The 14795-nt window shown below is 71.8% G+C and carries 13 protein-coding genes; 7 read left to right on the top strand and 6 right to left on the bottom strand.

Going from position 1 to position 14795, the window contains the following annotated elements:
* Nucleotides 1-98: 98 nt before the first annotated feature.
* The 7 genes from PKE99_RS04695 (at nucleotide 99) to PKE99_RS04665 (ending at nucleotide 7471) form a co-directional block, all read left to right on the top strand.
* Nucleotides 99-1469, top strand: a complete 1371-nt coding sequence (locus PKE99_RS04695; RefSeq protein WP_037043750.1) for a flavin-containing monooxygenase — start codon at nucleotides 99-101, stop codon at nucleotides 1467-1469.
* Between the two features lie 2 nt (nucleotides 1470-1471).
* Nucleotides 1472-2119: a TetR/AcrR family transcriptional regulator gene (locus PKE99_RS04690; RefSeq protein ID WP_051737172.1), complete on the top strand. Its 648-nt coding sequence runs from the start codon at nucleotides 1472-1474 to the stop codon at nucleotides 2117-2119.
* Nucleotides 2116-3042 carry an alpha/beta hydrolase gene (locus tag PKE99_RS04685; protein WP_037044047.1) on the top strand — a complete coding sequence of 309 codons (927 nt, stop codon included), beginning with the start codon at nucleotides 2116-2118 and terminating at the stop codon, nucleotides 3040-3042. The genes PKE99_RS04690 and PKE99_RS04685 overlap by 4 nt, the downstream gene beginning before the upstream one ends.
* A 35-nt stretch (nucleotides 3043-3077) precedes the next feature.
* On the top strand, nucleotides 3078-4172 hold the full coding sequence (locus tag PKE99_RS04680; protein WP_051737173.1) for a phosphotransferase: 1095 nt from the start codon (nucleotides 3078-3080) through the stop codon (nucleotides 4170-4172).
* Complete coding sequence (locus PKE99_RS04675) at nucleotides 4172-5239, top strand: TIGR03857 family LLM class F420-dependent oxidoreductase (protein WP_231498143.1); 1068 nt, start codon at nucleotides 4172-4174, stop codon at nucleotides 5237-5239. The genes PKE99_RS04680 and PKE99_RS04675 overlap by 1 nt, the downstream gene beginning before the upstream one ends.
* Nucleotides 5236-6282 (top strand): NAD(P)-dependent alcohol dehydrogenase, encoded by a 1047-nt coding sequence (locus PKE99_RS04670; protein WP_037043752.1) that lies wholly within the window; start codon nucleotides 5236-5238, stop codon nucleotides 6280-6282. The genes PKE99_RS04675 and PKE99_RS04670 overlap by 4 nt, the downstream gene beginning before the upstream one ends.
* A gap of 85 nt (nucleotides 6283-6367) precedes the next feature.
* A complete protein-coding gene (locus PKE99_RS04665; RefSeq protein WP_037043754.1) occupies nucleotides 6368-7471 on the top strand; it encodes an LLM class flavin-dependent oxidoreductase in 1104 nt (367 codons plus the stop codon).
* A 451-nt stretch (nucleotides 7472-7922) separates the two neighbouring features.
* Here PKE99_RS04665 and PKE99_RS04660 read toward each other — a convergent pair whose 3' ends face one another.
* The 6 genes from PKE99_RS04660 to PKE99_RS04635 all read right to left on the bottom strand — a co-directional run bounded on the left by PKE99_RS04660 (nucleotide 7923) and on the right by PKE99_RS04635 (nucleotide 14457).
* A complete protein-coding gene (locus tag PKE99_RS04660; protein ID WP_051737174.1) occupies nucleotides 7923-8420 on the bottom strand; it encodes a flavin reductase family protein in 498 nt (165 codons plus the stop codon).
* A 39-nt stretch (nucleotides 8421-8459) separates the two neighbouring features.
* Nucleotides 8460-9686 (bottom strand): acetyl-CoA C-acetyltransferase, encoded by a 1227-nt coding sequence (locus PKE99_RS04655; RefSeq protein WP_037043756.1) that lies wholly within the window; start codon nucleotides 9684-9686, stop codon nucleotides 8460-8462.
* Nucleotides 9687-10050: 364 nt separating this feature from the next.
* Nucleotides 10051-11319 carry a TetR/AcrR family transcriptional regulator gene (locus tag PKE99_RS04650; RefSeq protein ID WP_051737175.1) on the bottom strand — a complete coding sequence of 423 codons (1269 nt, stop codon included), beginning with the start codon at nucleotides 11317-11319 and terminating at the stop codon, nucleotides 10051-10053.
* A gap of 81 nt (nucleotides 11320-11400) precedes the next feature.
* Nucleotides 11401-11589: a hypothetical protein gene (locus tag PKE99_RS04645; protein ID WP_037043757.1), complete on the bottom strand. Its 189-nt coding sequence runs from the start codon at nucleotides 11587-11589 to the stop codon at nucleotides 11401-11403.
* A 240-nt stretch (nucleotides 11590-11829) separates the two neighbouring features.
* Entirely contained in the window at nucleotides 11830-13566 is a 1737-nt protein-coding gene (locus PKE99_RS04640) for a class I adenylate-forming enzyme family protein (protein WP_231498144.1), read from the bottom strand.
* 132 nt (nucleotides 13567-13698) lie between these two features.
* Nucleotides 13699-14457 carry an alpha/beta fold hydrolase gene (locus PKE99_RS04635; RefSeq protein ID WP_037043760.1) on the bottom strand — a complete coding sequence of 253 codons (759 nt, stop codon included), beginning with the start codon at nucleotides 14455-14457 and terminating at the stop codon, nucleotides 13699-13701.
* Nucleotides 14458-14795 lie beyond the last annotated feature (338 nt).

The raw sequence follows: 14795 nt of genomic DNA, 5'->3' as shown, positions 1-14795 counted from the left end.
CCTGTCGGAGCGGTTTGACACCTGTCGAGTCAAGCTTCTAATGTCGCTTCGACACGTCAGCCAGGTCACACTTTCGCGCACTGTCGCACGGAGTACTCATGACGCATTCCACCCCGCACGTCGCCGTGATCGGCGCCGGCATCAGCGGGCTCACCACCGGCAAGATGCTCGGCGACTACGGCGTCGAGTACGACTGCTTCGAGAGCTCGGACCGCATCGGTGGCAACTGGGCCTTCGGCAACCCGAACGGCCACTCCAGCGCCTACCGGTCCCTACACATCGACACGTCGAAGGAGCGGTTGTCCTTCAAGGACTTCCCGATGCCGGCGTCGTACCCGGACTTCCCGCACCACAGCCACATCAAGCGCTACCTCGACAGCTACGCCGAGGCGTTCGGCCTGCTCGAGAGGATCCACTTCCGCAACGGTGTCGAGCACGCCGAGCGACTGCCGGGCGGCGGGTGGGAGCTGCGGACGCAGGACGGCGAGCTCTGCCGCTACGACGCGCTCGTCGTGGCCAACGGTCACCACTGGGACCCCCGGTTCCCGGACTTCCCGGGCGAGTTCACCGGCGAGTCGATCCACTCGCACCACTACGTCGACCCGAGCCACCCGCTGGACCTGCACGACAAGCGGATCCTGGTCGTCGGGATCGGCAACTCGGCCGCGGACGTGGTCAGCGAGCTGTCGCAGCGTTCGCACCGCAACACCGTGGTGATGTCCACCCGCTCCGGTGCCTGGGTGGTGCCCAAGTACATGTTCGGGATGCCGGGAGACCGGCTCGCCCGCACCATCCCGCAGATCCCCGGTCGCTTCCAGCGGGCACTCGTCCGCAAGCTCCCGATCCTCATATCGGGCAAGCCGGAGCACTACGGCCTGCCACGGCCGAACCACAACTTCCTCGAGGCCCACCCGACGATGTCGAGCGAGCTGCTGCTGCGCCTCGGATCGGGGGACGCCACCGTGAAGCCGAACGTCGAGCGGCTCGACGGGCGGACGGTGCACTTTGTCGACGGCACCTCGGCGGACTTCGACGCGATCGTCTACGCCACCGGGTACAACATCAGCTTCCCGTTCTTCGATCCGGAGTTCCTCTCCGCGCCCGACAACCGGCTCTCGCTCTACAAGCGGATCCTCCGTCCGGACCTCGACGACCTCGCCTTCGTCGGATTCGCCCAAGCCCTGCCCACGCTGTTCCCGTTCGTGGAGTGCCAGGCCCGCTTGGTGGCGGCCTACTTCGCGGGCACCTACCGGCCCCCAGCGCCCGCGGAGATGGAGCGGGTCATCGTCGAGGAGGAGCGCCGCTACACCGGGCACTTCGCCGACCGGCCGCGCCACACCCAGCAGGTCGACTACTTCGTCTACGAGCACGACATGCGGACGAAGGAACTCGCGGCGGGGCTCGACCGCGTCCGCCGCGAAGGACCGGTCCGGCTCGCCGGGCGGGCGAGCGCACTCCAGGACGCATAGCGGTGGGTGACGTCAGCCCGCTCCCGCGCCTGCCGGAGCGACGCCGCCGCTCCGTGGGCGAGGAGCGCCGGGCGCTGATCCTCGGTGCCACCGAGGAGCTGCTGCGTGAGCGGTCGCTTGCGGAGATCTCGGTCGGCGACATCGCCTCCGCCGCCGGGGTGGCCCGTTCCGGCTTCTACTTCTACTTCGCCAGCAAGGGCGCCGTGGTCACGGCGCTGCTCGCCGACGTCTTCGGCGAGATGGCCGCGGGTGCGATCGACCTGCTCGCGGCCGCGGAGGACCCCCGCGAAGCCGTGCGGCAGGCGTTGCGCCACACCTGGGAGTCCTGGCGGGACCACCAGGGCCTCGTGCTCGCGATGCTCGACGCGCGCGGCACCGATCCGGCCGTCCGCGAGCTGTGGGACGCCTGGATCGATCGCTTCGTGGCGCCGGTCGCGGTGCTCGTGGAGGGCCACCGGCAGGCCGGGATGGCCCCCGCGGGGGTGGCCGCCGCGGATCTCGTGGCCGTGCTGCTGGCGGCCAACGAACGCACCTTCGAACGACTCAGCCGCTCCGGCGCGAGTCCCACCCTCATCGACGACGCCCTGGAGGCGCTCGTCGCCGTGTGGACCGCCGCGCTGTACGGCCCGACGACGGGACCGATCTCGTGACACGCACCGACCTCACCTTCACCTCCCACGGCTCCCCCGTCGCGGCGTGGCGCTACACCGCGGACGACGACGGGTTCGCCGGCCCGGCCGGGCGCCCGTGCGTCGTCATGGCGCACGGCTTCGGGGCGACCCGGGACGCCGGCCTGGAGGGCTTCGCCGAGGAACTGGCCGCGGCGGGCCTGGACGCCCTGGTGTTCGACTATCGCGGGTTCGGCGCCAGCGGGGGCGACCGACGTCAGGTCGCGGACGTGCCGGGGCAGCTCCACGACTACCGCGCCGCCGTCGCGTTCGCCCGAGGGCTCGACGGCGTCGACCCGGACCGGATCGTGCTCTGGGGCGTCTCCTTCTCCGGCGGCCACGTGTTCGCGCTCGCCGCCGAGGACTCGCGGATCGCGGCAACGGTCGCCATGACCCCTGCCTCCGACGGCGCCGCCGCCGCGCTGGCCATCGTCAAGCGTGAGGGCGTGCCGGGGGCGTTGCGCAGCACGGTGGCCGGGCTGAGGGACGTCCTGTCCACCCGGCTCGGGCGCGGGCCGGTCCTGGTTCCGCTTGCCGCGATGCCCGGCGAGCTCGCCGCCCTGAACGCTCCCGGCGCTTACGAGGCCTACACGGGGATCGCGGGCGAGACCTGGCGCAACGAGGTCGCGGCCCGCGCCTTCCTGCAGCTGCCGCTGTACCGGCCCGGTCGGGCAGCCCGGCGGATCGACGGCCCGATCCTGGTCCAGATCGCCGATCTCGACCAGAGCGCCCCACCCGCGGCGGCGGCGGCCGCGGCCGCGCGGGCCCCGCGGTCCGAGGTCCGGCACTACCCGTGCGACCACTTCGACATCTACCCGGGCCGCCCCTGGCACGCCGCGGCCGTGGCCCACCAGCTCGGCTTCCTGCGCCGTCATCTCGCCGTGCGGGACGCCGTCACCGCCTGACCGACGTTCCCCGTCACCGCCGACGAAGGAGAACCATGTCCGCATCCACCACCGTCATCGCCACCGCGGCCGACATCACGCCGGCCTGGCTCACCCAGGTGCTCGGTGACTCGCCCCGGATCACGGGCGACGCTAGGGTCGCCGATGTCGTCGCGACGCGCATCGGGACCGGGCAGCTCGGCACCACCTACCTGCTGGAGGTGACCTACGCGGACGGTGGTGTCGGCAAGCCTGCCCGGATGGTCGCGAAGCTGCCGGCACTCGACCCGGCGAACCGCGCGCTCGCGGCGTCGTTGGCCTGCTACAGCCGCGAGGTCGCCTTCTACTCGAACCTCGCGGGCACGCTCCCCATCCGGACCCCGGAGTGCTACCACGCGTCGGTGTCCGCCGACGGGCAGGACTTCTGCCTGCTGCTCGAAGATCTCACGCCCGCCGCGGAGGTGACCCAGGTCGAGGGCTGCGACCTCGCCCACGCCCGGGCCGCACTGGAGCAGGCGGCCGCGCTGCACGCCGGGTCCTGGAGGGACCCCGCGCTGGCCGAGCAGGAGTGGCTGCTGAGCGCGCTGCCCGTCTGGCAGCAGATGTCCGCGGCGCTCCCGCAGGCGCAGGTGGCCTTCCGCGAGCGCTACGCCGGCCTGCTCGACGACACGACGATCGAGGTCGCGGAGTCGGTGGCCGGAGGAGCCGCCGCGCGCTGGGTCGAGCAGCTGACCGAGCCCCGTTGCCTGTGGCACAGCGACTTCCGGCTGGACAACCTGCTCTTCGACGCCTCCGGTGGCCGGGTCCCGGTCGCCGTCGTCGACTGGCAGAGCGTGGCGCTGGCGTCCGGGCCGGTGGACGCGAGCTACTTCATCGGGGCGGGCCTGCCCACCGAGGTCCGGCGCGAGCACGAGGAGGAGCTGCTCCGCGGCTACCACGACGCGCTTGTCCGCGGAGGGGTCACGGACTACTCGTGGGAGCAGTGCCTCGCCGAGTACCGCGTGAACTCGCTCGCCGGGTTCGTCATCTCGGTCGTGGTGTCGATCGGCACCGAGCGCTCCCCGGAGGGCGACGCGTTGTTCACCACGATGGCCGCACGGCACGCCGCGCACATCAAGGACTGCGGCGCGGTCGCGCTGCTGGAGGGTTGATGGTCACCGCGAACCAGCCCATGCTCGCCGAGCTGGGCTTCTACACCCTGGCCGGGCACGCCGAGTCCCCCCGCGATCTCGTGCACGAGGTGCGCCGGGCCGAGGAGATCGGCCTCGGTGCCGCGTTCATCTCCGAACGGTGGAACGTCAAGGAGGCCGCCGTGCTCTCGGGCGCGGCGGGCGCGGTGTCCGAGCACATCAAGATCGCCACCGCGGCCACCAACCACTCGACGCGCCACCCGGTCATCACGGGCAGCTACGCCACGACGATGCACCGGATGACCGGCGGCCGGTTCACCCTCGGCCTCGGGCGAGGGATCAAGCCGCTGATGGGCATGCTCGGCCTCGCGCCCGCCACCATCGCCGAGATGGAGGACTTCGCCGGCATCATGCGCCGGTTGTGGAAGGGCGAGACGATCCTCGGCCACGACGGCCCCGCCGGTCATTACGACATGCTGCGGCTGCTCGACTCGAGCTTCGACGAGGACATCCCGCTCGGAATTACCGCGTGGGGGCCGAAGACGTGCGCGTTGGCGGGTCGGGCCTTCGACCAGGTCGTGCTGCACACCTTCTTCACCGACGCCGCCGTCGAGCGCTGCGCCGCGGACGTCCGGCGGGCGGCCGAACAGGCCGGGCGGGACCCGGACGCCATCGAGATCTGGTCGGTCTACGCGACGATCTGCGGCGACGTCGCCCCCGAGGTGCTGCTGAAGAAGGTGACCGCCCGACTGGCCACCTACCTGCAGGCCCCCGGGTACGGCGAGGGCCTGGTCGCCGCGAACGAGTGGGACCCGGCGGTGTTGGCCCGGTTCCGGACCGACCCCGTCGTTAGCGGTTTCGGCCACCAGGTCATCGACCAGGTCGCCACGGCCGAGCAGCTGGAGCACATCGCCGGGCTGCTCCCGGAGGAGTGGACCGCCCCCGCCGCGTACGGCACGCCCGAGCAGTGCGCTCGTGCGGTCCGGGCGCAGCTCGACCACGGGGCGACCGGCGTGATCATGCACGGCGCGACACCGGACGAGCTCGCTCCGGTCGTCGACGCCTACCGGAAGGTGGTGGCGGGGTGAAGGCCGTGCGGCTGGTCGCACCGACCGTCGTCGAGGTCACCGACGTCCCGGTACCCGAGATCGGGCCCGGCGACGTCCTCGTGCGGGTCGGCGGGGCCGGGCTCTGTCACTCCGACGTCCATGCGGCCCACATGCCGGAGCTGCCCTTCCCGACGCCGCTGACCCTGGGCCACGAGATCGCGGGCACCGTCGCCGCGCTCGGTTCGGGCGTCGACCCGGCGGCGGGGATCGGCGAGGGCACCGCGGTCGTGGTGCACCTGTGCTGGTCCTGCGGGGTGTGCCGCGCCTGTGCGGCGGGTGAGGACAACGTCTGCGAGGCGGCGGGGCGGATGGCTCAGCCGCTCTGTCCCGGGCTCGGCCCGGACGGCGGCATGGCCGAGTACGTCCGGGTGCCGGCGAGGCACGTCGTGCCGATCGGCGACCTCGACCCCGTGCTGGCGGCCCCGCTGGCCGACGCCGGGATGACCCCGATGCACGCGATCCGCAGCGCGCAGGACCGGCTCGGCTCGGACGCGACCGCCCTGGTGATCGGCGTCGGCGGCCTCGGGCACGTCGCCGTGCAGATTCTGCGGGCCACCACCGCGGCGCGGATCGTCGCGGTAGACGTCCGCGAGGACCGGCTCGAGGCGGCCGTGCGGCACGGGGCGGACATCGCGCTCCTCGCCGACGAAGCCCTCGAGGCGGTCCTCGGGCTGACCGCCGGGCGCGGCGCCGACACCGTCCTCGACTTCGCGGGCAGCCAGTCGTCGGTCGACCTCGCCGTCGAGGCGGTGGCGCCGAACGGGGCGTATCGCCTGGTCGGCATCCTCGGTGGGGCGCCGCGCATCGTCGCCGCGCCGTCGCTGGGCACGGGCTGGCCGTGGGGCGCGTCGCTGCGGCGCACCTACGGGGGCACGCGATCGGACCTCATCGCGACGGTGGCACTGGCGCAGCGCGGCCGGATCTCGGTCGACGTGGAGCGGTACCCGTTGACCGAGGGGCCCGCCGCCCTGGCGCGGCTAGAGGCGGGGGAGGTCGCGGGCCGGGCGGTCCTCGTGCCCTGACCGGCCTGCGCGGCGGTGTCGACAACCTTCCCGTCTTTTCGATCCCATGATAGAAACGAAGGATCGAAAATCGGGGAGGTCAGTCGTGCACGTCGGAATGGGTGTGTTCTTCCAGGGGCTCGAGCCGGAACGGGACGACCATGCGGTCCTGCGGGACCAGCTGGCCATGGCGGACGAGGCCGAGGATCGCGGCTTCGAGTCCATCTGGACCGCCGAGCACCACTTCACCCGCTACCACATGATGCCGAACCCGGCCCAGTTCCTGACCTGGATGGCGGGACGCACCCGTCGCGCCCGGCTCGGGACGATGGTCATGGTGCTGCCGTGGCACGATCCCGTCCGGGTCGCCGAGGAGATCGCCTGGCTGGACTCGGTGTCCGGGGGCCGCGTGGTGATGGGGCTCGGCCGGGGTCTCGGCTCGATCGAGTTCGACAACTTCAGGCTGGACATGGGGGAGTCACGGCAGCGCTTCGTCGAGTACGCGACCGCCGTCTCCGAGTCGCTGGAGACCGGCGCGATCGAGTACGACGGCGAGTTCTACCGGCAGCCTCGCGCTGAGCTGCACCCCCCGGCGTTCACCACCTTCCGCGGGCGCACCTATGCGTCGGCGGTCTCGCCCGAGTCCGCGAAGATCATGGCGTGCCTCGGCTTCGGGCTCATGCTCATCGCGCAGAAGCCCTGGAAGACCACGGTCACCGAGACCGCCGAGTACCGTGAGCTCTTCCGTGAGATCAACGGGCACGAACCCCCGCAGCCGGTGCTGGTCAACTTCACCACCGTCGACCCGGACGCGGGTCGGGCCCGCGAGCTACACGACGAGTACGCCGTGGCCTACGCCCGCTCCACGATCGACCACTACGAGTTCACCAACCCGCGGCTCGAGCAGGTGAACGGCTACGAGTACTACGCCGGGCTGCGCCGCAACATCGAGAGGCACGGCCTGTCGCAGTTCAACCGGTTCCTCGCCGACCTGCAGATGAGCGGGACGCCGGAGTCCCTGGTGGAAGAGACCGTCGAGCGGGTGCGCATGCTCGACGCCGGCGGTGTGGTCAACGTGCTCGGTTTCGGCGGGATGCCGCCGGAGGTGGCGCGTCGGAACCTCGACGTGTACACCGAGCAGGTGCTGCCGAAGCTGCGGGTGGTGGACACTTTCCGCGACATCGCCACGCCGATCCCGACCGCGAGCTGACCTCGGGGCGCCCTCGGCCGCGGCGGAGATCCCGACGGAGCCTGGCGGAGGGAGTCAGCGTGGACCATACAGGATGAAGCTGTCTGCCACGGGTCTCGAGCCACCGCCCGCACCTCGTGCGGGCCCTCCTCGGGTTCCGGCACAACCTCGCCGCCGAGCGCGACGGCCTCGTCGAGGCCCGCCGGACGTCCGCGACCTTGAACGACGCCACCGGGCCGGCACAGATCTGCTCCTCCGCGCCGGCGATCGCCAGAGTCACTCCGCCGGCATGCAGAGCGCGTAGCGCTCCGCGTCGACGAACTTCGGTTTGAGACCCAGAGCGCCGGCGAAGAACCGTCGAGCACGACGTCGGCGCACGGATGGAGGGCGTTCCCGATCGTCGCCGGGCTCGATTGGGTTTCCATGGACACTCTTCGATCGATGCCGGCGGGTTTCCGGCGGCGGCTCTCGGTCAGGCGCCCAGGGCGCTGTGAGTGCCGAAGACCCGCCGGTGATAGATCAAGGGACTGGCCATCGAGGCTGCGGCGTTGACGACCCGCCCCAGAACGACCGTGTGGTCACCACCGGCGACGAAGTCGCTGGTCTCGCACGCCAACCACCCCGACGCCGCCTCGAGACTCGGCAGTCCGGCCCGGGCCGTCCACTCGACGCCGTCGAACTTCTCGACACCTTTGGCCGCGAAGCGGGAGGCGAGCCCGGCCTGCTCGCTCGCGAGCACGTTCACGCCGAACCTGCCCTCGCGCCTGACGATCGCCAGCAGGTCGGACCGCTCGTCGAGCGCGATCATCACCATCGCAGGCTGCAGCGACAGGGACGCGAAGGCGCTGACCGTCGTGCCGTGCGGACGCTCCCCGTCGAGCGCGGTGATGACCGTGACCGGTGTGCAGACCCCGGCCATGACCTCGAGGAAGCTCTCCTGCAGCTGGTCGTCCATTCCGCCGCCGGTCATGACCCCACCCCTTCCTTCGTCACGTCGCCCTGCATCGCGTCAGCTGAGCCGCTCGTAGAGGATCGCCATGCCCTGCCCACCACCGACGCACATGGTCTCCAGACCGATGCTCTTGTCCTTCGCGCGCAGGCCGTTGAGCAGCGTGGTGGTGATGCGGACGCCGGTCATGCCGAACGGGTGGCCGACGGCGATGGCTCCACCGTGGACGTTGAGCTTGTCGCCGAACGGGTCGATGCCCAGGTCCCGCGCGGAGGGGATGACCTGCGCGGCGAAGGCCTCGTTGATCTCGACGAGGTCGACGTCGTCGATGGTCATGCCGGCCCGGGCGAGGGCCTGCTTGGACGCCTCGACCGGGCCGTAGCCCATGATCTCCGGGGACAGGCCGGTGACGCCGGTGGAGATCACCCGGGCCAGCGGGGTCAAGCCCAGGTCCCGGGCCTTGGTGTCGGACATGACGATCAGGGCGGCGGCGCCGTCGTTGAGTGGGCAGCAGTTGCCGGCGGTGACGGACCCGTCGGGGCGGAAGACCGGCTTGAGCTGGGAGACCGCGTCGTAGGTGACGCCGGCGCGCGGGCCGTCGTCGGTGCTCGCGACGGTGCCGTCGGGCAGGATGACGGGGGTGATCTCGCGGGCGTAGAAGCCGTCGGCGATGGCATGCTCGGCGAGGTTCTGGGACCGGACGGCGTAGCGGTCCATGTCCTCGCGGGTCACGCCGAGGATGCGCGCGACGTTCTCCGCCGTCTGGCCCATTGCGATGTAGACGTCGGGGAGCTCCCCGTCGGCACGGGGGTCGGTCCAGGTTTCGGCGCCGGACTCGGCGATGGCGGAGGTGCGGGCCTCCGCCTCGGCGAAGAGGGGGTTGTGGGTGCCGGGCAGGTCGTCGGAGCTGCCCCTGTCCAAGCGCGACACCGTCTCCACGCCCGCGGAGACGAACACGTCGCCCTCGCCCGCCCGGATGGCGTGGAACGCCATCCGGGTCGTCTGCACTGACGAGGAGCAGTAGCGCGTGACGGTGGCGCCGGGAACGGTGTCCAGGCCGAGCTGGACGGCGACGACCCGGGCGAGGTTGTGGCCCTGCTCGCCGCCGGGCAGCCCGCAGCCCAGCAGCAGGTCGTCGATCTCCGAGGGGTCCAGGCCGGGGACCTGGTCGAGGGCGGCCCGGACGATCTGGGTGGTGAGGTCGTCGGGGCGCATGTCCTTCAGCGAACCCTTGCGGGCGCGGCCGATGGGCGAGCGAGCGGCGGCGACGATCACGGCGTCGGGCACGAGGTCCTCCGGGTGTCAGGTGGCGCGGCGGAACCCGGCGCCGAGCACGACGGCGCCGAGCAGTCGACCCCACGGAGGCGACCGCGGCTGAACCGGTCGAGGCCGGTGTCCGGTCCGGAGCACGGGCTCCTAAGGCCATCGCCTGCGATTTTCGACCGCCCAGTCGGTCGACTCCGGGGACTCTAACCGGCAGTGTGCGGGAGGGTCAAAAGCCATGTGACGGGGCGAACACGTGACCGCGGCGAGTCTCGGCACCGAGGTCCTCAGCGAACACCCGCCGTGCCGCCCGCTGCCGGGAGGTCGACGAAGGAAGGCTTGGCGGCCTGCACGGCGGAGGCATGGTCGACCGTGTCGGCCCCGCCCGTCAGGCGCTCGGTGGGAGGAACGTCGGGCGCATCTCGACTCCGTCCTGCAGCGCCCGGGAGCGCGGCGCGAGGGCGTTGCGCACCATGGCACGCGCCGTCCGCACCACCACTCCCGGGTCGCGGCGCGCGTCGGACCACTCCGCGGTCTGGTTCAGCGCGCCGAGCACGAACATCCGCACCATGTGCAGGTCGGGGGAGCCACCCAGGCTGCCGGACGGGGTCGCGGCGTCGAGCAGGTCTCGCCAGACCGCGCCGTACTCGGCCTCGGCGGCACGCTGTCGTGTGCGCATCTCGACCGGGAGCTGACCCGTGTTGCGGATCGTGGCCACGGTGAAGTCCGGCGACGACAGGCAGAAGGAAAGATGGGCCTCGACGGCGCGGTCGATCCGGTCCAGCGGCGACGCCGTCGCCGGCAACGTCTCGAGCGCGGTCAGCACGTGGGCTTGGGTGATCACGACCCCGGTCCGCACGACCTCCTCGATCAGGTCCTCGCGTGACGGGAAGTGGTAGTACAACGACGCGGCACGCATGCCGGCCTCCCGCGCGACGTCCGTCAATCGCGTGCCTGCGTATCCCCGCCGTCGGAGGACCGCCGCGGCGGCCTCGAGCACCCGCCGTCTGCTGCGCACCGACTTCCGTTCGCCGACCGCAGTCGCCGCCGCGGGAGGCGCGATCGGTGGGAACTCGCCCGGCGCCACGTCGGTACGGCCGGTCAGTGCGTCGTGAACGAACGCCTGCGCCGCGGCCACCAGGTCCCGGGGGTTGCCGCGCGACGGATCCCACCATTCACACGTCCAGTTGAGTGCGCCGATGACCAACATCCGTGCGGCGTGCACGTCCAGCGCCGGGTTGAGGAATCCCGCGGTCGCGGCGGTGGCGAAGAGCTCCCGCCACACCGCGCCGTACTCCCGGCGCAGGGCCACCTGCCGTTCCTGCACGTCCGGCGGCAGCTGGGCGAAGTTGCGGATGGAGGCGGCCGCGTAGGACGACGTCGTGAGCACGTAGTCGAGGTGGGCGGCCACCGCCGCTCGCAGCCGCTGCTCGGGGTCCGGGCCCACCCGCGCGAGCGCCTCCTGGACGTGCGCCAGCACGGCACGCTGTCCGGTGGCGATGACCTCCTCGATCATGTCGTCCCGGGACGCGAAGTGGTAGTAGAGCGCGGGGCCCTGCATCTGCGCGAGATCGGCGACGTCCCCGATCCTGGTCTCCGCGTAACCCCGTTCAGTCAGGATCGTGGCCGCGGCGTCGAGGATGCGGGCGCGGGTCACGACGGACTTGGTTCGTTCCCGGTGCGGTCTCGCCGAGCCCGCTGTCTCCCTCCCCACGCCGACATCATAGGAAGCGCGAGGTCAGCCCACCGGTACACCCGCCTGGTCCAGGACGGTTGCAAGGTCCCAGAAGTCCTGGTGAGCGGTCAACAGACCGTCTCCGCGGTAGCGGCACACCACCACACCGGGCACCGAGAAGGAGGCCGAGCCGACATCCACCAGGGCACCGGAGCGCAGCCGCAACGGGCCGCCGACCGTGCCGGACCACACCCACTCGGAGTAGAGCCTTCCGGCCGCGGCGTGCGTGGCCGAACTCGATCACCGAGTCGGGGGCGATGCGCGACATGAAGCGGTGGAACCGCGCGATCTCCTGGTGCCCGGTGTAGACCGTGCCTATCGCCACGTCCGTGCAGACACCGTCCGCCGCGAAGAACGCGAGCAGCTATCCCGGCGTCCCGAACCAGGCTTTGGAGTACGCCGTCGCGAAATCCGACGCGCTCGGATGCAGGGTCATGCCAGCTCCTCCAGTCGGCCCCCGGTCGCCTGCTCGACGATCCGGAACTTCTGTACCTTCTGGGTGGGGGTCAGCGGGAACTCCTCGGTGACGAACCACCGCTCGGGCACCTTGAAGGGCGACAGCCGCTCGCGGCAGTGTGCCACCAGCGCGGCCCTCAGGTCGCCGGGGCGCTCGCCCCGCACCCGGACAGCGGCGCCGACGATCTCGCCGCTGCGCTCGTCCGGAATGCCGAACACCGCCGCCTCGAGCACCGCCTCGTGCTCGACGAGACAGGACTCGATCTCCGCGGGCGCGATGTTCTCGCCCTTGCGGATGATCAGCTCCTTGAGCCTGCCCGTCAGCCGGATGTAACCGCGCTCGTCCATCGCACCGAGGTCACCGGTGTGGACGAACCCCTGCGCGTCGACTGTCGCGGCGGTGGCGGCCGGATCGTGCAGGTACTCGATCATCTGCTGGTAGCCGCGGGCGCAGATCTCGCCCGACACCCCCAGCGGGACGATCTCGCCGGTCGTCGGGTCGGTGATCTTCACGGCGACCTGCGGAAGCGGGTGGCCGACGGTTTGCAGCTGGTCTGCCCGGGAGTCCCCGGGGCGGGTCGCGGTCAGCACCGGAGCCAACTCCGTCTGACCGAACAGGTTGATCACGGAAGCGCCGAACACCTGCTCCGCAGCCTCGATCATCGAGGGCGGGACGTTGGAGGCGCCCCCCAGCACCGTGGTCAGTCGCGGCGCGGGTACGCCCGACGTGCGCTGGACCTCCAGCAGGGCGCCCAGCACCGCGGGAACGTAGAACAGCACGGTGGCGGACTCGCGCCGCATCGCCTCCAGCACGGGGCCCGGGGCGAACTGCTCGATCAGGATCTCGGTGCCGCCCACCCACAGCGGACCCAACGTTCCGATCACACAGGCGGCGGTGTGGAACATCGGCAACGGGTTGACACAGACCGCGCCCGGCTCGACGCCGACGTTCTCGAGGGTGAGCCGGGCGACGTTCACCAGCGAACGGTGGCGCAGCAGCACACCCTTCGGACGACCGGTGGTCCCGGACGTGTACTGCAACATCACCGGCCGGTCCGGATCGGTCGGGGCGGCCGCCAGCACCGCGGGATCGGCGTCATCCGCGCGCCACCGCGGCGTCTCGCCGAGGCTGACGACCGTGAGGCCCGGGACGGTGGCGCCCATCTGCTTGGCGACCGACGCCATGTCGTAGTCCCGGCTGAGGTCGGCGTGCAGCAGCACCGTCGCGCCGGAGTGCCGCAAGCAGTACTCCAGCTCCGCACCGCGCAGCACGGGGTTCAGTGCCACGAGCGTGACCCCCGCCAGCGCTGCCCCGTACTGCACGAGCGGCCACTCGACCACGTTCGGCGCCCACATCGCGACGAAGTCTCCGGGTGCGGCGAGACGGGACAGCGCGGTGGCGACCCGGCAGGCCTCCGCGTGGAGCTCGGCGTAGGTCAGCCGACGCGGTTCGCCCGACCCGTGCCGGGTGCCGATCAGTGCGATCCGGTCGGGGTGGGCTTCGGCGCGCAGACCGAGCAGGCTGCCGACGGTCAGGTCGACCAGCGGAACCGACGTGTCGGCGGGCAGCTCCGCGAGGGCGGGGCCTGCGGACGTGGGGGCGTGCGGCGACGACATCGTCGGGACCTCCGGGTGAGTACTGCGCGGGGGCCCGAATTTAACATGGATACAAAACTGGCGATAGGGCTGTCGCGCGGCGAAGCCACCGTCCACGAGTTGGTCCGAGCCGGCCACGGGCGGGGGAGGCCGGAGGATACGACGAGGGCGATCACCTCGGGCCGGCCGGCCCGAGGCGTGCTGCGCCCTCATCGCCGGTGACCGGCGCGACCTTCCCGCCCGGTCCGGTCAGGACAGCTCCCTCGTCCGTACCCAGTCGTCGATCATCGCAGCCGACGCCGCCGGGTCCTCGGACATCCAGAAATGGCTCAGCCCGGGCAGCTCGCGCAGCTCCGCGCCCAGCGCGGCGGCGACCTCGTCGGCGCGGGCCCGATCGTCGAAGGGATCCGCGGTCGCCGCCAGCACGAGACCCGGCCTGGCCGTCCCGCCCGGGTCCGCGATACCCCAGTGGGCGTGGACGTTCGGCACGGCCGAGCGGTACAGGTCCAGGATCGCCGCACCCATCCGGGCATCGAAGTGCTCGGCCATCAGACGCGCGTCCGAGGCGGTGGCGCCGAGCTGCGTCAACGAGTCGACGAACGCCGGCACCCGGCCCGCAGTCGACTCGGCGAGGGTGTCCCGCACCCAGTCCTCGCCCGTTCCCGGCGTCTGCCAGAGCCGGGCGAAGCGGTGCCACTCGTACGTCGGGTGGGAAGCCGCCGCGATGTCGACCGCCCAGCTGCGGACCCGCTGCGGGAAGGCCGTCGCCGCCCGCAGGACCAGTATCGAGCCCCAGTCGTGGCCCACGAGGTCGACCGGCTCGTCGAACTCGGCCAGGCGATCGCCGATCCAGGCGATGTGCGCGTCCTTCGACCCGTCGAAGCCCGACGGCCGCTCGGTCCCGAAGCCCGGCAGGGCGACCACGGCCGAGTCGCGGTCCAGCCGCTCCCGGACGCCGTCCCAGATCTCGGTGGTCTCCGGTACTCCGTGAACGAGCACGACGGTCACGGCTCCTCCTTCTCCCACAGCACGTTCACGATTGTCGTCACAAGCTCGTCCCCGCTGGTTGCACACGGCGTAGTCCAGCTCGACCACAAGCTCGCCCGGCAGGGCGAAGGGGCGCGGAGGGTGCGGATGCCGGCGACGTGGATGGTGTCGCCCGGACGGACCGGGGCGAGGGTCCGCACGCCGCGGGCCCCCGGCCACGCTACCGTTCGCGTCGGGTCCATGATCGGCGTGCGGGTGCTGAGCCCGAGGGCGAGGGTCTGGGCCATCGGCCCCTGCGCGACGCGCTGCGTCGAACGGGGTGCCCGCCGCGACGGTACGCAGAGCGCCCGCCTGACCCG

The sequence above is a fragment of the Pseudonocardia halophobica genome, assembly GCF_027922425.1.
GTDB classification, from domain to species: domain Bacteria; phylum Actinomycetota; class Actinomycetes; order Mycobacteriales; family Pseudonocardiaceae; genus Pseudonocardia; species Pseudonocardia halophobica.
Note: the sequence above shows the minus strand (reverse complement) of the source record. Positions and strands in the feature narration are given on the sequence as shown.